The sequence below is a fragment of the Amycolatopsis ponsaeliensis genome (genome assembly GCF_030182635.1).
Lineage (GTDB): Bacteria > Actinomycetota > Actinomycetes > Mycobacteriales > Pseudonocardiaceae > Amycolatopsis > Amycolatopsis ponsaeliensis.
In genome coordinates this window covers 1-20,174 of record NZ_JAPZLD010000053.1, presented here as the reverse complement: position 1 = coordinate 20,174, position 20,174 = coordinate 1, and the positions used below count along the sequence as shown (strand labels likewise).

Annotated in this window: 21 protein-coding genes; 14 read left to right on the top strand and 7 right to left on the bottom strand. The window is 72.7% G+C overall.

From position 1 onward, the window contains the following. Positions 1–81: 81 nt before the first annotated feature. The 4 genes from QQ657_RS47155 to QQ657_RS47140 are packed head-to-tail and all read left to right on the top strand — an operon-like array spanning position 82 to position 3,613. Entirely contained in the window at positions 82–924 is an 843-nt protein-coding gene (locus QQ657_RS47155) for a fumarylacetoacetate hydrolase family protein (protein WP_284748950.1), read from the top strand. Beyond that, positions 921–1,454 carry a flavin reductase family protein gene (locus QQ657_RS47150; RefSeq protein ID WP_284748949.1) on the top strand — a complete coding sequence of 178 codons (534 nt, stop codon included), beginning with the start codon at positions 921–923 and terminating at the stop codon, positions 1,452–1,454. The genes QQ657_RS47155 and QQ657_RS47150 overlap by 4 nt, the downstream gene beginning before the upstream one ends. A gap of 25 nt (positions 1,455–1,479) precedes the next feature. Continuing rightward, positions 1,480–2,676: an acyl-CoA dehydrogenase family protein gene (locus QQ657_RS47145; protein WP_284748948.1), complete on the top strand. Its 1,197-nt coding sequence runs from the start codon at positions 1,480–1,482 to the stop codon at positions 2,674–2,676. Between the two features lie 16 nt (positions 2,677–2,692). After that, positions 2,693–3,613: a VOC family protein gene (locus QQ657_RS47140; RefSeq protein ID WP_284748947.1), complete on the top strand. Its 921-nt coding sequence runs from the start codon at positions 2,693–2,695 to the stop codon at positions 3,611–3,613. Between the two features lie 9 nt (positions 3,614–3,622). Here QQ657_RS47140 and QQ657_RS47135 read toward each other — a convergent pair whose 3' ends face one another. Next, positions 3,623–4,726, bottom strand: coding sequence for an FAD-dependent oxidoreductase (locus QQ657_RS47135; RefSeq protein ID WP_284748946.1), 1,104 nt, complete (start codon positions 4,724–4,726; stop codon positions 3,623–3,625). Between the two features lie 69 nt (positions 4,727–4,795). On the opposite strand from QQ657_RS47135, the gene QQ657_RS47130 reads away from it, so the two are divergent. Both QQ657_RS47130 and QQ657_RS47125 read left to right on the top strand, forming a co-directional pair. Continuing rightward, entirely contained in the window at positions 4,796–5,473 is a 678-nt protein-coding gene (locus QQ657_RS47130) for a TetR/AcrR family transcriptional regulator (protein WP_284748945.1), read from the top strand. 87 nt (positions 5,474–5,560) lie between these two features. Then, positions 5,561–7,207 (top strand): CotH kinase family protein, encoded by a 1,647-nt coding sequence (locus tag QQ657_RS47125; RefSeq protein ID WP_284748944.1) that lies wholly within the window; start codon positions 5,561–5,563, stop codon positions 7,205–7,207. A 1-nt stretch (position 7,208) separates the two neighbouring features. Here QQ657_RS47125 and QQ657_RS47120 read toward each other — a convergent pair whose 3' ends face one another. Then, the gene (locus QQ657_RS47120) at positions 7,209–8,084 is read right to left on the bottom strand and encodes a hypothetical protein (RefSeq protein WP_284748943.1); all 876 of its coding nucleotides are present in this window, start codon (positions 8,082–8,084) and stop codon (positions 7,209–7,211) included. 52 nt (positions 8,085–8,136) lie between these two features. Continuing rightward, positions 8,137–8,856 carry a TetR family transcriptional regulator gene (locus QQ657_RS47115; protein ID WP_284748942.1) on the bottom strand — a complete coding sequence of 240 codons (720 nt, stop codon included), beginning with the start codon at positions 8,854–8,856 and terminating at the stop codon, positions 8,137–8,139. Positions 8,857–8,943: 87 nt separating this feature from the next. Here QQ657_RS47115 and QQ657_RS47110 point away from each other — a divergent pair, with 87 nt between their 5' ends. From QQ657_RS47110 to QQ657_RS47100, 3 genes are all read left to right on the top strand, one after another. Continuing rightward, positions 8,944–9,399 carry a glycogen operon protein GlgX gene (locus tag QQ657_RS47110; protein ID WP_284748941.1) on the top strand — a complete coding sequence of 152 codons (456 nt, stop codon included), beginning with the start codon at positions 8,944–8,946 and terminating at the stop codon, positions 9,397–9,399. 219 nt (positions 9,400–9,618) lie between these two features. After that, the gene (locus QQ657_RS47105; RefSeq protein WP_284748940.1) at positions 9,619–10,566 is read left to right on the top strand and encodes a GNAT family N-acetyltransferase; all 948 of its coding nucleotides are present in this window, start codon (positions 9,619–9,621) and stop codon (positions 10,564–10,566) included. A gap of 159 nt (positions 10,567–10,725) precedes the next feature. Beyond that, complete coding sequence (locus QQ657_RS47100) at positions 10,726–11,418, top strand: signal peptidase II (protein WP_284748939.1); 693 nt, start codon at positions 10,726–10,728, stop codon at positions 11,416–11,418. Between the two features lie 9 nt (positions 11,419–11,427). On the opposite strand, the gene QQ657_RS47095 is transcribed toward QQ657_RS47100, so the two are convergent. Then, a complete protein-coding gene (locus QQ657_RS47095) occupies positions 11,428–12,393 on the bottom strand; it encodes an anti-sigma factor RsbA family regulatory protein (RefSeq protein ID WP_284748938.1) in 966 nt (321 codons plus the stop codon). A 148-nt stretch (positions 12,394–12,541) separates the two neighbouring features. Further along, positions 12,542–13,126 (bottom strand): TetR/AcrR family transcriptional regulator, encoded by a 585-nt coding sequence (locus QQ657_RS47090; RefSeq protein ID WP_284748937.1) that lies wholly within the window; start codon positions 13,124–13,126, stop codon positions 12,542–12,544. A gap of 109 nt (positions 13,127–13,235) precedes the next feature. On the opposite strand from QQ657_RS47090, the gene QQ657_RS47085 reads away from it, so the two are divergent. From QQ657_RS47085 to QQ657_RS47075, 3 genes are read left to right on the top strand one after another with little or no spacing between them, the layout of a single operon-like run. Then, the gene (locus QQ657_RS47085; RefSeq protein ID WP_284748936.1) at positions 13,236–14,510 is read left to right on the top strand and encodes an alpha/beta fold hydrolase; all 1,275 of its coding nucleotides are present in this window, start codon (positions 13,236–13,238) and stop codon (positions 14,508–14,510) included. 11 nt (positions 14,511–14,521) lie between these two features. Then, a complete protein-coding gene (locus tag QQ657_RS47080; protein ID WP_284748935.1) occupies positions 14,522–15,904 on the top strand; it encodes an MDR family MFS transporter in 1,383 nt (460 codons plus the stop codon). A 28-nt stretch (positions 15,905–15,932) separates the two neighbouring features. Further along, positions 15,933–16,538, top strand: coding sequence for a hypothetical protein (locus QQ657_RS47075; protein ID WP_284748934.1), 606 nt, complete (start codon positions 15,933–15,935; stop codon positions 16,536–16,538). Here the strand turns inward: QQ657_RS47075 and QQ657_RS47070 are convergent. Together QQ657_RS47070 and QQ657_RS47065 are read right to left on the bottom strand one after the other, a co-directional pair. After that, the gene (locus QQ657_RS47070) at positions 16,535–16,990 is read right to left on the bottom strand and encodes a DinB family protein (RefSeq protein WP_284748933.1); all 456 of its coding nucleotides are present in this window, start codon (positions 16,988–16,990) and stop codon (positions 16,535–16,537) included. The genes QQ657_RS47075 and QQ657_RS47070 overlap by 4 nt on opposite strands. 11 nt (positions 16,991–17,001) lie before the next feature. Further along, entirely contained in the window at positions 17,002–17,508 is a 507-nt protein-coding gene (locus QQ657_RS47065; RefSeq protein WP_284748932.1) for a DinB family protein, read from the bottom strand. A gap of 106 nt (positions 17,509–17,614) precedes the next feature. Here QQ657_RS47065 and QQ657_RS47060 point away from each other — a divergent pair, with 106 nt between their 5' ends. Next, positions 17,615–18,913, top strand: a complete 1,299-nt coding sequence (locus tag QQ657_RS47060) for a DUF1800 domain-containing protein (protein ID WP_284748931.1) — start codon at positions 17,615–17,617, stop codon at positions 18,911–18,913. Beyond that, positions 18,910–20,127: a DUF1501 domain-containing protein gene (locus tag QQ657_RS47055; RefSeq protein WP_284748930.1), complete on the top strand. Its 1,218-nt coding sequence runs from the start codon at positions 18,910–18,912 to the stop codon at positions 20,125–20,127. The genes QQ657_RS47060 and QQ657_RS47055 overlap by 4 nt, the downstream gene beginning before the upstream one ends. Positions 20,128–20,174 lie beyond the last annotated feature (47 nt).

The following is a 20,174-nucleotide window of genomic DNA, read 5'->3' as shown; positions in this document are numbered from 1 at the left end:
ACCTCGCCGCCCCGGCACCGATCCGGGGACGCGGCCGAGTGGGATCACGGCGTCGGGGCTCCTCGACCGAAAGGCATCTCGATGCGGATCGCCAACCTCGCCGGCCGGCTCGTCCTGCTCACCTCCGGCGGCGCCGTCGACGTCGAGCGCGCCAGCGGGCAGCGCTTCTCCGCCGACCCCCACGCCGTCTACGCCCGGTGGGACGAGTTCACCGCCTGGGCGGGCAACGCCGACGCGTTCGACGCCGACGCGTTCGAAGAAGCGGACCTGCGGGCGCCCTCCCCCACTCCGGCCCAGGTCTTCGGCGTCGGGTTGAACTACCGCGACCACGCCGCCGAGTCCGGCCTCGGCCTGCCCGATTCGCCTGCCGTGTTCACGAAGTTCCCCAGCTGCCTGACCGGCCCGCACGGCGACGTCGCGCTCACCGGGTCCACTGTGGACTGGGAGGTCGAGCTGGTCGCCGTCATCGGCCGCGAAGCACGCACCGTCTCCGCCGAGCGCGGCTGGGACCACATCGCCGGGCTGACCGCCGGCCAGGACCTCTCGGACCGGACGGTGCAGCTGGCCGGCCCGGCGCCGCAGTTCAGCCTGGGCAAGTCCGCACCCGGCTTCGGGCCCACCGGGCCGTGGCTGGTCACGCCGGACGAGTTCGCCGACCGCGACAACCTGGAGCTGGGCTGCGCGGTCAACGGCGAGTCCGTGCAGAAGGGCCGCACCAGCGACCTGATCTTCTCCGTGCCCGAGATCGTCGCGCGGCTGTCGGCGATCCTGCCCCTGCGGCCCGGCGACGTCATCTTCACCGGCACGCCCTCCGGCGTCGGCATGGCCCGCTCCCCGCAGCGGTTCCTCGCCGCCGGGGACGAGCTCGTGACCACGATCGAGGGCATCGGCACGATGCGCCACCGGTTCACGGAGCCGTCATGACCACTGTGGACGGACACCGGTTCCGCGCCGTGATGGCCGCGGTCTGCGCCCCGGTCACGGTCGTCACGACGAGCGACGCCACCGGCCGCCCGCACGGCGCGACGGTCAGCTCGTTCACCTCGCTCTCGCTCGACCCGCCGCTGGTGAGCGTCGCCTTCGACCGGCGCTCGGCGCTGCTGGCCGAGGTCCTCGACGCGGGACGGTTCGGGGTGAGCCTGCTCGGCCAGGGCCAGGACGACCTCGCCGTCCGGTTCGCCACCCGCGGCGCCGACCGCTTCGGCGGCGAGACGGCGTGGTTCGCCGACCGCGGGCTGCCCCGGCTGCGCGACGCCGCCGGCTGGGTGGCCTGCGCCCTCGACCGCGTCGTCGAGGCCGGCGACCACCTCCTGCTGTTCGGCCTGGTCACCGACCTGGGCCGGACCGACCTGCCGCCGCTCGTGTACGCCCACCGCACGTTCGGCACCCACTCCCGCTTCGCCGCGCGGCCGCGCCCGCTCATCACCGACCAGATCGCCGCCTGCGCCCGCTGACCCGCCCGGAAAGGACAACGCCGTCATGACCCTCGCGACCGAACAGCCCGCGCCCACCCTCGAACAGCTCCTCGCCCGCATCACCGACATCCAGCCGCTGCTGGAGAAGAACGCCGCCCAGGGCGAGGCCGACCGGCGGGTCGTCGAAGAGAGCATCGCCGCGCTCACCGAGGTCGGCGCGTTCAAGATCGCCCAGCCCCGCCGCTACGGCGGGTACGGACTGCCGGTCCGCGCGATGCTCGACGTCTCGGCCGCGGTCGGGGAAGCCGACGGCGGCACGGCCTGGGTCGTCGCGCTGAGCAACGTCTGCGCGTGGCTCGCGGGCCTCTTCAGCCGGCAGGCCCAGGACGACATCTGGGGCGCGAACCCGGACGCGAAGGTGTCCGGCGTGCTCGCCCCGACCGCCGAGACGACCAAAGTGGACGGTGGCCGGCGCGTCACCGGGCGCTGGTACTACAACTCCGGCTCGTGGCACGCCGACTGGTCGGCCCTGGGCATCCCGCTGACCGACGAGCGCGGCGAGGTCGTGGACCAGGGCATGGCCCTGCTCCCCCGCACCGACCTCGGCTTCGAGGACACCTGGTTCGTCGCCGGGATGCGCTCGTCGGGCTCCAACTGCCTGATCGCCGACGACGTCTTCGTGCCCGAACACCGCGTGATGTCCGTGCCGCCGGCCATCGGCGGGCAGTACGCGAACGGCGAGCCCGAAGAAGACCTCTTCCGCGCCGCGCTCGTGCCGGTGCTGACGCTGGTGCTGGCCGGGCCGCAGCTGGGCCTCGGCCGCAAGGCGCTGAAGCTGGTCAAGGAGAAGGCTTCCCGCAAGCCGGTCTCGTACACGACCTACGCGACCCAGGCGGATTCCGTCGCCTTCCAGCTCCAGCTGGCCGAAGCGGCGATGCGGATCGACACCGCCCACCTGCACGCCTACCGCGCGGCCGACGACATCGACACGGCGTCGGCGGCGGGCACGTACCCCGGCGTCGAAGCCCGCGCCCGGACCCGCGCCGACACCGGCTGGGCCGTCGAGAACATCACCCGCGCGATCGACGTCCTGCTCTCGGCGCACGGCGCGGGCAGCTTCGCCGACGTCAACCCGCTGCAGCGGATCTGGCGCGACTCCGCGGTGGCCGCCCGGCACGCGATCGCCGCGCCGACGGTCAACTACGAGGTCTACGGCAAGGCGCTGCTCGGGCGCGAAGACCAGATCACCCCGCTCGTCTGACCGGAGGGAACCCGTCATGAGCCTGCACCGCCTGACCAAGATCGCCATCGGCGTCCCGGACGTCGACGAAACCGCCAAGTACTACACCGAGTTCGGCCTCACGCCGACCGCGTCCGGGTTCGCCACCGCCGACGGCGGCGAGCAGCTCGAGCTCCGGCGGACCCCGCACCGCCGGCTGCTCACCCTCGGCATCGGCGCCGACGACCCGGACGACCTCGGCCGCATCACCGCGTCACTGGCCCGCCTCGACGTCGAAAGCCGCATCGACGGCGATGCGCTGCACACGAAGGACCCGGTCACCGGGCTCGACGTCGTCGTGTCGGTCGCGCCGCGGATCCGCCAGGAACCGCCGGAGCCGGTGGTCTACAACGGCCCCGGTGCGGCCCGGCGGGCGAACACCCGCGCGCCCGGCATCGACCGCGAGTCCGCGGTCCGGCCCCGCAAGCTCGGCCACGTCGTGTTCGGCTCCACCGACCAGGCCGCGACGCAGCGGTTCTTCACCGAGGGACTGGGGTTCAAGGTCAGCGACGAGGCCCCGGGCTTCGCCTCCTTCATGCGCTGCTCCACCGACCACCACAACGTGCTGGTGCAGCAGGCACCGGTGAGCTTCCTGCACCACACGTCGTGGGAGGTCGACGACGTCGACGAGGTCGGCCGCGGCGCCACCGCGATGCTCGAAGGCCACCCGGAGCGCCACACCTGGGGCCTGGGCCGGCACCACATCGGCTCGAACTTCTTCTGGTACCTGCGCGACCCCGCGGGCAACTTCTCCGAGTACTACTCCGACATCGACTGCATCCTCGAAGACCAGCTCTGGGAGCCCCGCGTCGTCGCCGGCGAGAAGAGCCTCTACGCGTGGGGCCCGCCGCCCCCGCCGTCGTTCCTGGCGCCGGAGGACCTGGCGGACCTGATGACCGACGCCCACGACGGCGCCTGACCTCGGTCACTACCCCCGGAACATCGCGACCAGGCCGTGCGGCGCGTCGTCGCCGAAGAGCAGTTCGTGGAGCTCGTTGCCGTCGGCGGCCGCCTCGGCGGCCCGGGCGAACATCACCTGCTCGAACTCGGCCAAGGCGGCCTCGACGTCGTCGTGCGCGGCCAAGGCCCGGCCGAGTTCGGCACCGTCGAGCATCGCGAGGTTCGCGCCTTCGCCGTTCGGGGCCGCCAGGTGGGCGGCGTCGCCGACGAGCGTCACGCCCGGCACGCGGTCCCACCGGTGCTCGACCGGCAAGCTGTAGAGCGGACGGAGCACCGGCGGGGTGTCGCCGTCGGTGATCAGCGCGGTGAGTTCCGGGGCCCAGCCCTCGAACTCCCGCGCGGTCCGCTCGATCGCGGCGGCCGCGTCGGTGAAGTCGCCGAACCACTCCACCGGCTCGGTCAGCGCGACGTAGGTGTGCAGGGTGCCGCCCTTTTCGCGGTGGGCCTGGATCCCCTTGCCCGGGGCGAGCGCCAGCAGGGACCCATCGCCGACCGCCTTCGCGGCGGCCGGGTGCCGGGTGTCGCCGTCGTACAGGAAGGTCTCGACGTACGAGCGGCCGATGTACTCGGGGACGGCGCCGGAGAGCAGCGGCCGGACCTTCGACCAGGCGCCGTCCGCCCCGACCAGCAGGCCGGCGGTGACGGTGGTGCCGCCCGCGAAAGTGACCTCGTGGCGGCCGTCGCCCAGCGCGCGGACGCCGGTGACCTTGTGCCCCCAGTGGACGGTGCCGTCCGGGAGCGAGTCGAGCAGGAGCTGCCGCAGCTCGCCGCGTGGCACTTCGGGACGGCCTCCGGTGCCGTCGTCGGGCTCGTCGTGGATGACCGTGCCGTCGCGGTCGAGGACCCGGGTGGCCTCGTGCCCCTCCAGGACGAGCGCGCGGAACTCGCCGGTCAGGCCGGCCGCCTCGAGGGCGACCTGGCCGGTGTGGGTGTGGATGTCGAGCAGGCCGCCCTGCTTGCGGGCGGCCGGGGACGGTTCGGCCTCGTACACCGTGACCGGGACGCCGTGGACGTGCAGGACGCGAGCGAGGACGAGGCCGCCGAGCCCGGCGCCGATGATCGTGACGTTCATGATGACTCCTTCGTGGTCTGGAATGCCATTCCATATTGGAACAGCGTTCCAGGTATGTCAAGATGAGGCATGCCACCCCGCACCCGCCGCCGCACCGAGGCCCTCAGCCGCGAACGCATCGTCGAAGCGGCGATCGAACTGCTCGACACGAGCGGCGAGGCCGGACTGACGTTCCGGACGCTGACCGAACGCCTCGCCACCGGCGCCGGGGCGATCTACTGGCACGTGGCGAACAAGGGCGAGCTGCTCGACGCCGCCACCGACGGCGTCCTGGCCACCGTGCTGACGACCGGCGCCACCGGTTCCCCGCGCGACGAGGTCCGCGCGGTCGCACTCGGGCTGTTCGACGCGATCGACCGGCACCCCTGGCTGGCCACGCAGCTGGCGTTGCAGCTCTCGCGCGGCTCGGTGACCCCGCGGATCTTCGAAGCCGTCGGCCGTCCGGTCCACGCGCTGGGCGTACCCGAAGGCCACCGGTTCACGACGACGTCGGCGTTGGTCACCTACATCCTCGGCGCGGCCGGGCAGAACGCGGCGAACGCCCGGATCGCGATACCCCAGGCGAATCGCACCGAGTTCCTCGACGCGGTGGCGAACGCCTGGGAGGACCTGGACCCGGAGGAGTACCCGTTCACCCGGTCGGTGGCGGCCGAGCTGCGCGGGCACGACGACCGCGAGCAGTTCCTCGCCGGGGTGGACCTCATCCTCGCCGGCATCACGGCCGTCCACCCGCCCCGGGCCGGGTGAGCAATCCACGAAAAGCGGCGTGATCGTAAAATTCCCCGCTGAATTTCTTCCGGTCCGCCGCGGGAAAACCGGTCGTAGACTGACGGGATGGGCGATCAGGAACAGCGGGCACTCGATTCCCTCTACGAGATCGACAATGTGCTCACGATCGATATCGTGCTGCCGCAGGCCGACTGGGACGCGGTGCGCACCGAGCAGCCGGCCGGCGGCGTGTGCAACTTCGACTGGGCCGGCGGCAGCCGTTACACCTGGCGGAAGGCGTCGGTCGAGATATCCGGGACGAAGTTCCCGGCCCGCACGAGCTTTTCCGACGTGGGAATCAAGAAGAAGTCGTTCTGCGGGTCGATCAACAGCGACAAACCCTGCCTGCACATCGACTTCGGGAAGTTCCTCGACGCCAACAAGTCACCGATCAACAAGCTGATCGGGTCGCGGTACCTGACGCTCAACAACTCGGTCCAGGACGCCTCCTACGTCCGGCAGCTGCTGGGCTACCGGCTCTTCGAGCTCGCCGGCCTGCCCCGTTCCCGCGGCAACTTCGCCCGGGTGCTCGTGAACGGCACCCCGATCGGCCAAGGCGTCGCCGGCGTCACCGCCCCGGGTGTCTTCGTGAACGTCGAGCCGATCATGCCGCGCTACATCGAGCGCAATTTCGGCAACCCGGACGGCAACCTGTACGAGCTCGAGCACAATGACGACTTCGTCGACAAGCGGTTCGGTTTCATCGGCGTGGAATCGCTGTCGAAGTTCGAGGACAAGGCCGACCTGCGGCTCGCCATCGACCACATCGCCGCGCACGGCCTGGCCGGCGCGAGCCAGGTGTTCGACCTCGACCAGTTCGTCAAGGTCTACGCGATGGAGTTCTTCCTCAAGCACTGGGACGGCTATTCCCGGAACACCAACAACACCTACGTGTACAACGACGTGAAGGCCGTCGCCGCGCCCGGCGTGGACGACGTCGAGTTCAAGATGATCCCGTGGGGCCTCGACCAGACCCTGCAGCCCGCCCGGCACTTCCGGCTCGACACGGCCGGGCTGCTCGCCCGGCTGGTGCGCGACGACGCGGGCCGCCGCGCGCAGCTGATCGGCCAGATCCGCGCCTACCGCGACAGCGTGTTCGGCCACCGGACCCAGGAGACGGTGCTCAAGCCGCTGCTCGAGCGGATGGCGGCGGTGCTGACCGGACTCGGGGTGCCCGACGTGCCCGCGCAGGTCACCACGGTCCGCAAGCAGCTCCGGCTCGCCACGTCCGCCGGCTACCTCTGCGGCGGCTTGCCCGGCGCCGAGGGCGCGTACGTCCGCGAAGACGTCACGAACGAGTGCATGCACGCCAGCCGCACCGAACCCGTCGCGGCGGACCCGGGGAGTTTCGAAGTCATCCACCGGCTTCGGCCCGCCGACGTCGACGAAGCGGATCTGTGGTGCTTCGACGCTCTCGGCACCGGGAAGTCGCTCGCCGGCAAGGGGTCCGGCCGGTTCCTCCACGCGAGCACGACGGCGTCGCCCCAGGGCCACCAGCTGCTCGGCACGCGCGCGGCGGACAATGCCGACCACGGCGAGGAGTTCTCGGTCACCGCGATCGACCCACCGGACGATCCCTTCGGCTTCAGCGGCTTCTTCACGCTGACGAGCGTCCGGACCGGCGCCGGTGCGGCTTTCGGCACCGATCCCACGCCCACCGGCCGGCCCCGGGTCGTCCAGGACGTCGCCGCGTCGAAACTGTACTTCTCCTGAATCAAAGGACCGCGTAGCCGCCGTCGTCGTCGACGATGAGGATCCGCCGCTCGTCGCCGATAGAGAACGTCGTGACGCCTTCCGGCTTCGCGCTGCGATGGAAGGTGACGTCGAGCGGCCGGACCGTTTCGTCGCCGGGATCCCACGTGGCGAGCCGGAACGGCGCGTCGTCGTGGCTGGCCGACCGGCCGAGCAGCAGCAGGAGCCCGCCGGTTCGCGCGTCGCAGGAGAGGTCGCGGATGCCCGTCGATCGAGGGACTCCGGCCGACAGCACGGCGGGCGGCCCCAGCGACTCGGTCGTCCACTTCCCGCCCACGTCGACGGGGACGCGGACCAGGGCGACACGGCCGGGGACGGCCGGTCCCCGCAGGCCGAACAGCAGGGCGCCCGCGTGGGCGTCCCAGGCGAGGCCCTCGACGTTCAGCCCGCCCGCGTCCGGCTCCAGCCGGCCGGCCTCGGCGAGCGTGGGCACGTGCGCGAGCAGCCACTCGCGGAACCCCGTCATGGCTTCGGCGGGCAGGTCGCCGTCGGGGCGGTACCGGACGCGCACCAGGCCGTCGTTGATCCGCTGTCCTTTGCCGTTCGCCGCAACCGACAAGGAAGAGGCGACGATGAGAATGGGGTCGCCGTCGAGGTCGACGCGGGTGAGGCCTTCGGGATCGCCCGGCCCGTTCGCGCCGGCCAGCCGGCGCCGGTGGATCCGTTCGACCACGGCCAGATCGGCGTCGAACGTCATTTCGAACAAGGCGGTGGAGTCTTTGTTGTCCACGAAGGTGAAGCGCCGGGACCCCGTCCGCACCACGCCCGAGGCGTTGAACGGAACGCCGCCGTTCGTCTCGGGGAACGGCGTCGGCTTGACCTTCTTCCGCTTCGCCACCGATCGAGTGTAGCCCGCACCCGAGCGGCGTGGCACTCAGTGCCACCGCTGGTCAGCCGCGCAGGACCTCGCCGACCCGGGCGACGACCTCGCGCAGGGGCGTCGCCGTGGTCAGCACCGCGACCACGGTGGCTTCGTCGCCGCGCGGGGCCCGGAACGCGTCGACGACCAGCGCGAACGCCTCGGCCGCGGTGGCCTTGATGTCGCCGGTGCCGCCGGTGCGCAGCCAGCGCCGGAGGACATGGTTGTTGGCGGCCGCGATCGCCGCGGCGGCGACGGCCGCGCGCAGGCTCGCCGTCTCGTCGCCCTGCTCCTCGTAGCGCGCCTGCAGGTAGCGCGCGAGCACCCGCTGGTAGCGGTCGACGGTCGCGACCTCCTTGTCCCGCAACGAAGGGACCGTGCGGGTCAGGGCGAACCGCTTGAGCGACACGTCGAGGTCGGTGGCGTAGGAGTCGAGCACCAGGCCGACCGCGGAGCACGCCACCTCGACCGGGTCGCGGCCCGGGTCGGCGGCGGCGAAGGCCTCCTCCATCTCCGCCACGATCTCGTCGTGGTTGGCGAAGAGCACGTCGTCCTTGGCATCGAAGTACCGGAAGAACGTGCGGCGCCCGACGCCGGCGGCGGCCGCGATGTCGTCCACCGTGGTGGCCTCGTAGCCGTTGGCCGCGAACAGGTCCACGGCCGCCGAGGCGAGGGCGCGGCGCAGCTGCCGCCGGCCCGCGGGGGTCGCCCCGACCCGGGTGGCCGGCGTGCGGCGCGGCGAATCCGTCATGGCCGGACGGTAGCAGCCGCACTTGCTAGCGGCACTGAGTGCCGTTAGGCTGACTAAATCACCCCTCCCCGTGGAAAGGCGCCGACGATGTCGCTCGACCAGCAGGTGCCGACGAGCACCACCACGCCCGTCGACCGGGTCGACGCCTATTACGGCCGCCTGTTCGGCTGGCCGGTGAAGTGGCGCGGCGTCCACCCGTTCCTGGCGCTGGAGAACGGGATCTGCGCGGTGACGCTGCCCAAGCTCAGCGCCGGCCCGGTCCTGACCCGCCTGGCGGCGACGGGCTGCCAGGGCCCGGCCATGCACCTCCCCACCCAGCACGGCCCCCGGGTGGCCCTCCTCGCGGAGACCGACGGCCTGATCCCGCCGCGCTCGGCGCTGCCCCGGAACGTCGACGTGCTCGCATGGGGCACACTGCTCCCCCTCCCGGTCGGCGCGCACCGGGTGGACGTGGCGACGGAGTGGCTCTCGGCCCCGGATCCGCAGCAGCGCTGGCTGCCGAGCCTCGGCGCGGTCCTCGCGGGCATCCCCGAGCGCCGGTAGCTCCCCCCGAAAATCGGCTGGGCAGCTCGGCAGCGAAGTCTCCCGCACCGGCCCACTCGAAACCACTGTCTTGAATGAGTCATTCAGGACCGCACAGGTCCTGAATGACTCATTCAAGACAACCGCCGCGCCACCCGCCCTGACTCGCCACCCGAGCGCCGGCAGCCCCGCCCGAAATCGATTCGACGGCTCCGCGGGGTCCTGACACAGTGACCGACCATGGGGAACGTCGAGCTGCTGACCGCCGAGGACGTCGAGCTCATGCAGAGCCTGGCGCAGCGCATCACCGCCACCCGGCCCGACCTGGTGAACGGCGACGCGTCGTACGGCGAGCTCGCCTGGAACTGGGGCCGCGGGCACGTCGACCACAACGCGACCTGGCCGCGCCGGCTGTGGTTTTCCGGCGGTGAGCTGGTGGCGTGGGGCTGGGCCCAGCTCCCGCGCCGGGTGCGGCGCAACGACGGTTCCGTGAAGGACGTCACCGACGCGTCCCTGGTGCACCAAGTCCACCCCGACCACGCCGGGCTAATCGACGATGTGATCACCTGGTTCGACGCGACGGCGGGCGACGTCGAGCGCGCGGTGCTGCCGGGCGCGGCCGACGAGTTCGCGCTGGAGCGCTGGGCGGCGCACGGCTACGAGACCGACCCGGGTGCCCTCGGCGACAACGGGACGTGGACCCAGCTCAACGAACGCGACCTCGCCGAGATCGAGGAACCGGTGCTGCCGGCGGGATTCCGCTTCCGCACCGCGGAGGAAGCCGGGCCGGCGGCCGCGGTCGAGGCCCACCTGGCCGGCTGGACTCCCTCGGCGTACACGCTCGCGAGCTACGAAGGAGTCCGGCGGACCTCGGCCTATCGCGGCGATCTGCACGTGCTGGTGGAAGCACCGGACGGGACGATGGCGGCCTCGGCGATCCTGTGGCTCGACGAGGTGAACAAGACCGTCGAGTTCGAGCCGGTCGGGACGCACCCGGACCACCGGCGCCTCGGGCTCGGCCGGGCGATGATGCTGCACGGGATGCACCGGGCCCGGGCGGCGGGTGCGCTGCACGCGACGGTCGCCTGCCTCGGCGCGCCGGGCCACCCCCGGGCCCGCGGGCTGTACTTCGGGGTCGGCTTCCGGGAGCTTTCCCGGGACGCGCCACTGATCAAGACCGCCGGCTGAGCCACCCCCGCGGGTCCACAATGGACAGAAGCGCTTCCGCACCCGGGGTTTGACGACGTCGCCGGTGGGGTATTCCCCAACCCCGCGAATCCACGCAGCCCCGTCGCCGCCCGTCCGGGCCACGGCCCGTGGTCGCCTGGGCCCGGGCGGTGAGAAGCGATGACCCGTGATGGCACCGCCGGAACGATCCGGCTCGAAGCAACCGGTCTCGGCGCGACGGTCTCCCGGCCGCCCTGGACGGCGTTCGCCCTGGTCCTGGTCATCATCGCGGACCAGGTGACCAAAGCGTGGGCCTGGCGCGAAGTGCCCCGGGCGCACATCAACTTCGGCGGAAACCCGCTGGTCGGGCCGGTCGTCGGCGCCTGGTACGCCGGTCCGGTGACGGGGGCGGTGCTCGACCTCGCCGGGAGCGCGACGCTGACCGCCGCCACGCTGCTCCTCCTGCGCCGCCGGCACCCGGTGCTCCTGCGGGCTCCGGCCGCGCTCGCGATCGGCGGCTGGACCAGCAACCTGCTCGACCGCCTCGGGCTGCACCACCTCACCGCGCCGGGCAGCGTCCGCGGCGCCATCGACTTCGTTCCGGTCGGGAAGTACACCTTCAACGTCGCGGACTTCTTCATCATCGGGGCGACCCTGGTGTTCGCCCTCGCGCAGGGCTACCGGTGGGCCACGGCGAAGCTGTCCCACACCGGCGCCGACATCCCTGGCCCGCGACCGCGGCTGCGCACCCCGGCGCGCATCCTGACCGTCACCGGCGCCGCCGTGCTCGTCGCCGCCGTGACGCTCGGGGCCACCCACTACGGCGGGGCGACGCACCCGCCCCGCCCCCACCGGGTCTCCGCGAACCGGTGAGCCGGGGGTTCAGTCCGCGCGGCGGAGCCAGGCGTTCCCGACGGTGAGGCGGGCGGTGAAGCCCGTCTCGTCGCGGTGAAGGATCACCTGGTCGCAGACCTGGTGCGCGATCCACAGCCCGCGGCCGCCGATGTGGCGGCCGGCCGGGAGCAGGCCGGCGAACGGGTCGCCGGGGCCTTCGCCGGCGTCGTGCACGGTCACGACCACGTGGTCGGCGTCCGCCCAGATCCGCAGCGCGACCGGCGGCCGGCCGTGGCGCAACGCGTTGTCGACGATCTCGCTGACCGCCAGCACGAGGTCGTCGATCTCGGCGGCGGGCAGGTCGGTCTTGACGACGTCGAGGACCGCTCGCCGGGCCGCCGACGGCAGCGGGTCGAGGAGCTCGGCGAGCGGGGCGGTGTGCTGGATCGGGTGCGGCGCCATCGGCCGCGGACCGGCCAGGAAGGCGCGCGGGTCGACGAAGCCGGCGTTGCCGAGGCGCCCGCCGCCGGGCGCGGCGAGGAACGGGTGCGTGCGGGCGACGTCGTCGAGCACGTGCCGCGGGGTGGTCCGCGTGTCGTAGGCGCAGATGCTGCGCAACGGGAAGTCGTCGTAGGCGTGGTTGACCGCGGCCTCGTAGCGGGCCCACCAGTCCCACGACGTGTCGATCGCGACGCGCGGAAGCTCACCCAGGGCGCGGATGTCCCGGGCGCCCTCGGCGACGAACCCGGCCATCAGCTCGCGGTAGGACCGGATCGTGGCGGCGGGCCGCGCGTAGACGTCGGCGGGCGCCAGGTACTGCACCTGCGCCGACGGCGAAAGGGCCCGGCGCACCAGCTCGGTCCGGTCCGGGTCCAGCGACACGAGGGTCGGCTCGCCCGCGGCCAGGCCGGCTTCGAGGAACGGGACGGCGACGGCGAGCAGTTCGGCGTCGGAGCCGTAGCGGACGGCGGCGTGGTCGTGGCCCCGGCGGGCGGTCACCGGGTCGGCGGTCATGGCCCGCGCTCCCCGGCCGGCCGGCGGCACCCGTGGCCGCGAACCGGCGAAGACGGCTCGCTTTCGCGCCGTGTCGGCATCTGCACGGTCCGAGAGTACGCCGCCCGGAGGTTGCGAGCCCCGCCGCGACCAGCCGGGGGTTGCCGCCTCACCCCTCGAGCGCGGAACGCGTCAGCACGCTCGCCGTGTGGACGATGCTCGTCACGGCATCCCCGGCGGCCAATCCCTGGAGATCGGTGAGCCCGAACAACGCCTCGGCACTCATGACGACCGCGAGATCGCGCTTCAGCTGAGCCAGCTCCGGCCCGCCGAGCCCGCCCAGCTCGGCCGGCGGGGCCAGGGCCGCCTCGATGAGGCCGAAGCGCAGGCCGGGCCGGGCGACCGTGTCGGCCGGGCGGGTGATCGTCGCCGCGATCATGGCGCGGACCGCGCCCTCGTGGGTCAGGACGTGACGCAGCAGGTGCTCGGTCGCGGCGGCGACGCGGGCGACGGGATCCGTGCGGTCCGCGAGCGGGGCGAGTGCCTCGGCCGGGTCGAACAGCGTCCCCGCGACGGCTTCCCGCAGGAGGCTCGCCAGGTCCGGGAAGTAGCGGTAGGCGGTCGCCTCGGACACCTCCGCCGCCTTGGCGACCTCGGGCATCGTGACCGTCCGGCCGTCCCGGACGAGCTCGGTCGCGGCGGCCAGGATCGCGTTGCGCGTCCGCCGCTTCTGGTTGACCCGTCCGCCGTCCATCGTCGCCGCCTTTCAAATCTGAGCCAGCTCTCATCATAAGAGTCCACTTGCACGAACGCCAGATGAGGGTTTACCTTCTTCGTGATAGTTGACTCTCATGAGGAGCGGAATGACACGCATCGCGATCGTCGGGCCGGAAGACGGCGAGATCACCCTGACGGGCCCGATCCAGCTGCGGATCCTGGAGGACGGCAGCACCACCGGCCACCGGCTGGGCCTCGGCGAGATCGTCGTCGCCCCGCACACGCCCGGCCCGCCGCAGCACCGGCACGCCCAGCACGACGAGGGTTTCTACGTCGTGCGCGGCACGGTCCGCTTCACCGTGGGCGAAGAGACCCACGACGCGCCGGCCGGCAGCCTTGTCATGGTGCCGCCGGGCGCGCCGCACACCTTCGCGAACCCGGGCGACGAGCCCGCGGTCGTCCTCAACACGTTCACCCCGGACCTCTACGTCCAGTACTTCCGCGACCTGCGCGACTTCGCCACCGAGGCCGGACGGCCCGCGCAGGGCACCGAAATCACCGAGATCATGGCCCGCTACCACACGGAACCGGCCACGACCTACGCGAGCGAGACGCCGGTGAGCACCGACGTCCGGCTCGACGACGACGTGGTCGTCCGGGTCGAAGAACGCGGTGCCGGGCAGCCGGTCCTGCTGCTGCACGGCGGCGCGGGCCCGGCTTCGGTGGCCGGCCTGGCCGCGCTCCTCGCGGCGCGCGGCACCCGGGTGCTCACGCCGGTCATCCCCGGTTTCGACGGCACTCCGGCCGCCGCCGGCGTCACCGATGTCCCCGCGCTGGCGCGGATCTTCCGGCAGCTGGTCGGCGAGCTCGGCCTGACCGGCGTCCTCGTCGCCGGCAACTCGGTCGGCGGGTGGATCGCGGCGCAGATGGGCGTCGACGAGCAGGCGGCCCGCGACGCCGGGGACGCGTCGGCCTGCCGCGTCGGCCGGCTCGTGCTGCTGGACGCCGTCGGGATCGCCGTCGACGGGCACCCGATCACCGACCTGTCGGCGATCCCGCCGGACAAGCTCGCCGACTACGTCTTCCACTCCCCCGACCGGTTCCGGCTCGACCCGTCGCTCCTCCCGCCCGAACGCCTCGCCGCGATGCAGGGCAACGCCGTCGCGTTGAACGGCTACGCCGGCGACCCGTACATGCACGACCCGGCCCTGCGGGCGCGGCTGGAATCGGTGCGGATGCCGGTACGGGTCATCTGGGGCGAAAGCGACGGGATCGCCGACCTGTCCTACGGCCGCGCTCTCGCGGCGGCTTTCGCCGGGGAGAACGACGAAGGCGCCGAGTTCACGGTGGTGCGCGAAGCGGGCCACCAGCCGCAGCTCGAGCAGCCGGACCGGGTCGCCGATCTCGTGCTCGGCGTCTGAGGGGCGGCGTCATGGTCGTCTCCCCACCCCACGCGGACGCGGCCGCGGCACCGATGAGCCCGGCGCGGCTGCGCGCGGCGTTCACCGTGCTGCTGCTGGGCATGCTGCTCGCGATGCTCGACACCACCGTCGTCGGCACGGCGATGCCCACGATCGTCGGGCAGCTCGGCGGGCTCGACCGGCTGTCCTGGGTCGTCACCGCCTACACCCTGACGACGGCGGCCTCGACCCCGATCTGGGGCAAGCTCGGGGATCTCTACGGGCGCAAACGCGTGCACCTGAGCGCGATCGCGCTCTTCACCGTCGCCTCGGTGGCGTGCGGGTTCGCCCAGGACATGACGCAGCTGATCGCGTTCCGCGCGGTCCAGGGCCTGGGCGGCGGCGGACTGGCCGTCGGCGCGCTCTCCCTGATCGGCGTCCTGGTCCCGCCTCGCGACCGCGGCCGCTACCAGGGCCTGACGGCGAGCGTGATGGCGGCCGGCCAGATCGGCGGCCCGCTCTTCGGCGGCCTGGTGACGAGTTTTCTGGGTTGGCGCTGGAACTTCTACCTCAACCTCCCCCTCGGCGTGGTCGTGTTCGCGGCCACCGCGGTGGTCCTGGTGGTGCCGCCGACGCCCCGGCGGCGGGTGCACCTCGACGTCGCGGGCGCGCTGCTGCTCACGACCGCCGTGACCGGCCTGCTCCTGGTCACCACCGGCACGGGCCCGGCGTGGGTGGTGGCGGCGATCACGCTCGTGGCGTTCGCGGCTTTCGTGGCGGTGGAACGGCGGAGCCGCGAACCGGTCCTGCCGCTGAGCCTGTTCGCCGAGCGCAACATCCGGCTGACGACCGCGGTGATCTTCGTCGTCGGCGTGGTCAGCTTCGGCACGATCACGTTCGTCCCGCTGTTCCAGCAGACCGTGCAGGGCGCGTCGGCGTCCGGCTCCGGAACGCTGCTGCTGCCGATGACCCTGACCGTCGTCGTCGCGTCCCAGGTGGCCGGGCGGGTGAGCAGCCGGACCGGCCGGTACCGGCGCTTCCCGATCATCGGTGCGGCGGCGATGGCGGCGGGGTGCGCGGTGCTCGCCACCGGCGACGCCGGCACCCCGGTCTGGCTCACCAGCGGCGCGCTTGTGCTCGTCGGTACCGGGCTCGGCCTGAGCACGCAGCTGATGACGCTGATCGCCCAGAACACCGTGCCCACCGAAGAGATCGGCGTGGCGACGGCGAACACGACCATGTTCCGCACGATCGGCGGCGCGGTCGGCACGTCGGCGTTCGGCGCGCTGCTGGCCACCGGCCCGCTGGCGACCGGGATGTCCCGCATCTTCACCGTCGCGGCGCTCGCCGCCGGGCTGGCGGCGGTCGCGGCGTGGCGCATCCGGGAGGTCCCGCTTCGCTCCGCCCCTCGGTGAAGCGCCGTTTTGGGGCTAGATTGGCGAAATGGGGAGATCCGGGGCTGCGCTCGCGGCCGTTCTGGCACTGACCTGCGCCGCCTGCACGCCCCTCGCGCCGCCACTGCCGGCCATCTCGGCGACACCCACGACCACCCGGCCGGCCACGACCGCGGTGACCACCCCGAAGCCGTCCGCGCCGGAGTTCACACCGCCGGCGTCACCCGCGAAGGTCACCGGGGCCTGCCCGTTCCTGGGTACCGCGGAGCTGCAGCGGGTGCTCGGGACGAGCGAGGACATCATCACGACCGAGAAACCGCCGGACAAGACCTTCGTGCCCGGCACCGAGTTCCAGTGCCGCTACGAAGGCAAGTACGTGTCCCCGTGGCTGGCCGACCTGTGGATCATCGCCTCGGCCCGCTCCTACTCCCTGCCCAAGATGATGGAGAACGCCAAGAAGGACTGCACCGGACCGGTGACGCCGCTCCCCGGAATCGGCGACGGCGCGTTCTTCTGCGGCGTGACCACCGGCGAAGCACTCGTCATGACCGGCAAGCGGAGCCACGGCCAGAACCGGACCGCGTACATCTGCCTGCACAAGCACCGCGACGACGTCTACACCACCCTGGCGAAGACGCTCGCCGACCGGCTCTAAGGCAGGACGTCGCGAGTCAGCTCGAGCTGGCCGTGGTGCTGCGCCAGCTCTTCGTAGACGTGCTGCAGCGCACCACCTTGCGAGCGGCCCGCCGGGGTGTCCGCGTACTTGGCGGGCGCCGGCGCGCGCAGCGGTTCGGCGGGCTCGGCCACCTTCAGGTCGGCGCGCAGCTGTTCCTTGGCGACGGCGACCCGCTCGACCAAGGCGTTCACCGGACCCGACGCCGTGAACTCGGCATCCCGGTCCCGGTGCACCGAGCGGCCGGCGACGAGCGAGCCGACCCAGAATTCGAGCACGCCGAGGCAGTGCGTGACGATCGCGTAGGGCGTGTTCGCCCCGGGCAGCGGTGGCCGCCGGTTGGCCCGCTCGTCGCCGAGCTCCGCGAGGATCGCCGCCATCCCGTCCAGGGCCCGGCCGGCGAACCACAGGTAGTCCTCGTCGCTGATCCGCATCCGCTCCCCCGTCACCCGTCGAAGCCGGTGGCGCCGTCGCTCTGCTCGCGGAGGATGTCCGCGTGCCCGGCGTGCCGCGCGGTCTCCTCGATCAGGTGGACGTAGATCCACCGCAGCGAAACGCGGCCGAGCCGGGGCATCGGCACGGTGTCGTCGAGCGCGAACCGCGCGGCCACGCGCCGGGACTCCGCGCAGGCGCGTTCGTAGTCCGCGACGAGGGTCTCGACGTCGGTCACGTCGTCGACGGTCCAGCCGTCGCCCGCCGCGCCGGCCACGGGCCGCCCGCCCAAGACCCCGGCGAACCACTCCCCCTCGACCGACGTCAGATGCCGCACGAGCCCGGCGAGCGTCGTCGACGACGGCACCAGCCGCCGGCGCGCCGCTTCCGCGGACAGGCCCGACACCTTCCGGACGACGATGCCCCGGTACAGGTCCAGGAACGTCTCCAGCACCTCGCGTTCGCCGCCGGCGGCGACCTGCTCGTCCGGGGCGAGCGGTGGATCGGGAGAAGTCGTCACGACGACGACTTTACGGCCTCACCCGCCGGCCGGCGTGGCTGTGGATCGGCTTAAGAAACGCCCGCCCACCCACCGCGGCGACCCCGCGCGCCGCAGGATCGGGGACATGGTCCTCTCCGAACGCGCGGCCGTCCGGCGGCTGCACGACCGGCTCGGCTTCGGGCCCCGGCCCGGGGAGCTCGACCGGGGCTTCGCCGAGACCCGCGACCGGCTGCTCGGCACCGGCCCGGACGCCGGGGCGGCCGCGACGCCGATGCCCGACCTCGGCCCGCCGCCGGACAAGCCCGGCAAGAACGCCGACCAGGCCGCGAAGCAACAGGCGAAGAAGCAGGTGCAGGTCCAGGCGACGCAGGCCGCCGGCTGGTGGCTGGACCGGATGGCCGCCGCCGACGTCGCGTCGGTGGAACGGCTCACCTGGTTCTGGCACGGGCACTTCGCCACGAGTGAGCAGAAGGTCCGCAGCCCGCGGCTGATGCTCGCGCAGAACCGCACCCAGCGCGAGCACGCCCTCGGCAGCTTCACCGACCTGGCCCGCGCGATGGTGGTCGACCCGGCGATGCTCCTGTGGCTCGACGGCAACAGCAACAAAGCGGGCAAGCCCAACGAGAACCTCGCCCGCGAGTTCATGGAGCTGTTCACCCTCGGCGTCGGGCACTACACCGAGGACGACGTCCGGGAAGCCGCGCGGGCGCTCACCGGGTGGTCCGCCAAGCGCGACGCCGACGGCGCGCAGCTGGTCGCGAAGCGCCACGACGACGGCGTCAAGAAGATCCTCGGCACCAGCGGCGACTTCGACGCGCGGTCGTTCACCGACCTCGTGCTCGGCCGGCCCGAATCCGCGGCGTTCGTCGTGGGGCGCGTGTGGTTCCGGCTCGTGTCCGCGACCCCGCCGCCCGCCGACGCCCTCAACCGGCTGGTCGCCGCCTACGGGAGCCATCGCGACCTCCGGGCGCTGCTGCGCGCGGTCACCGACGAACCGGCGTTCCACGACAGCGCGACGTCGCTGGTCAAGCAGCCGGTCGAGTGGCTGGCCGGGTTGCTGCGCGCGCTCGGTGTCCGTCCGTCGAAGCTCGACGAGAAGACCCGCGCGCAGCTGCTGACCGGGCTGCGCGGGATGGGCCAGGTGCCGTTCCAGCCACCCAGCGTCGGGGGCTGGGCGGCGGGCGGCGCCTGGCTGACGACGTCCGCGGGCGTCGCGCGGCTGCACCTCGCGCAGGAGGTCACCGCGCACGCCGACCTCGGCGCGGTGACGAAGGCGCGCGACAAGGTCGCCGCCATCGGGGACCTCCTCGGCGTCGACGCCTGGTCCGACCGGACCCGCGCCGCGCTCGCGGGGGTCGCCGGCAATGTGCGTCAACTGTCCACAGTGGCCGCTTGTGCCCCCGAATACGCAGTGAGCGGGTGACGATCGTGCAGCAGGTGAACCGACGCCGGTTCCTCACCGCGACCGGCGTGACGGCCGCGGCGGCGCTCGCCGCCGGGGCCACCCAGGTCGACTGGGGCCACCTCATGTCGGCGGCCGGGGAGAACCCGCTCGACCCGGACGCGGGCGTGCTCGTCGTCGTCACGCTCTACGGCGGCAACGACGGGCTCAACACGGTCGTCCCGGCGAGCGACTCCGCCTACGTCAACGCCCGGTCCGAGCTGGCGTACAAGCCCGAAGAGGTGCTCGACCTCGGCGAAGGCCTCGGGCTCAACCCGGGCATGAAGGGCTTCAAGAGCCTCTGGGACGGCGGGCAGCTGGCCGTGCTGCGCGGGGTCGGCTACCCGAAACCCGACCACAGCCACTTCCGGTCGATGGCGATCTGGCAGACCGCGTCGCCGGAGACGTCGGTGCCGACCGGCTGGCTCGGCCGCTGGCTGGACGCCACCGGCGACGACCCGCTGCGCGCGGTGTCGGTCGACCCGGTGCTGCCGCCGATGCTGGCCGGGGAGCGGACCGCCGCCGCGTCAATGCCGGTCGGCGGGCTGAAGCTACCGGAAGGCGCGCTGGGCAAGGCTTTCGAGGGACTGGGCACCGCACAGGCCGGCGAGGGGTTCTGGCAGGCACGCGCGGCGCGATCGGTGAACGACCTGCACCGCGCGGTCACCACCCTCGGCGGGTCCACAAAGGACAAGGCGAAGACGCAGCCCCGCAAGGGAGAGCTGGCCGCCCAGCTCGACGTCGTCGCCGGGCTGATCGAAGCGGGCGTGCCGACGCGGGTGTACTCGGTGTCGCTGGGCGGGTTCGACACGCACGCCGACGAACGCGGCACCCAGCAGCGCCTGCTGACCGAGCTGGACGGCGCGCTGACCCCGTTCGCGCAGCGGCTGGCGAAGACCGACCGGGGCAAGCAGGCGACGGTGCTGGTGTATTCGGAGTTCGGCCGCCGGGTGACGGCCAACGCGAGCCAGGGCACCGACCACGGCACGGCGGGCCCGGTGTTCGTCCTGGGACCGCGCGTGAAGGGCGGCTTCCACGGCGCGGAGCCGAGCTTGACCGACCTCGACGACGGCGACCTGAAGCTGACCACGGACTTCCGGGACGTCTACGCGAGCCTGGTCGAGGACGTGCTGGCGACCGACGCGGGCAAGGTGCTGCCGGGCCACAGCGGACGCATGGACGGCCTCTTCGCCTGACGCGTCGTGAGTGAGAAACAGTGTTCTAACCCTGTTTCTCACTCACG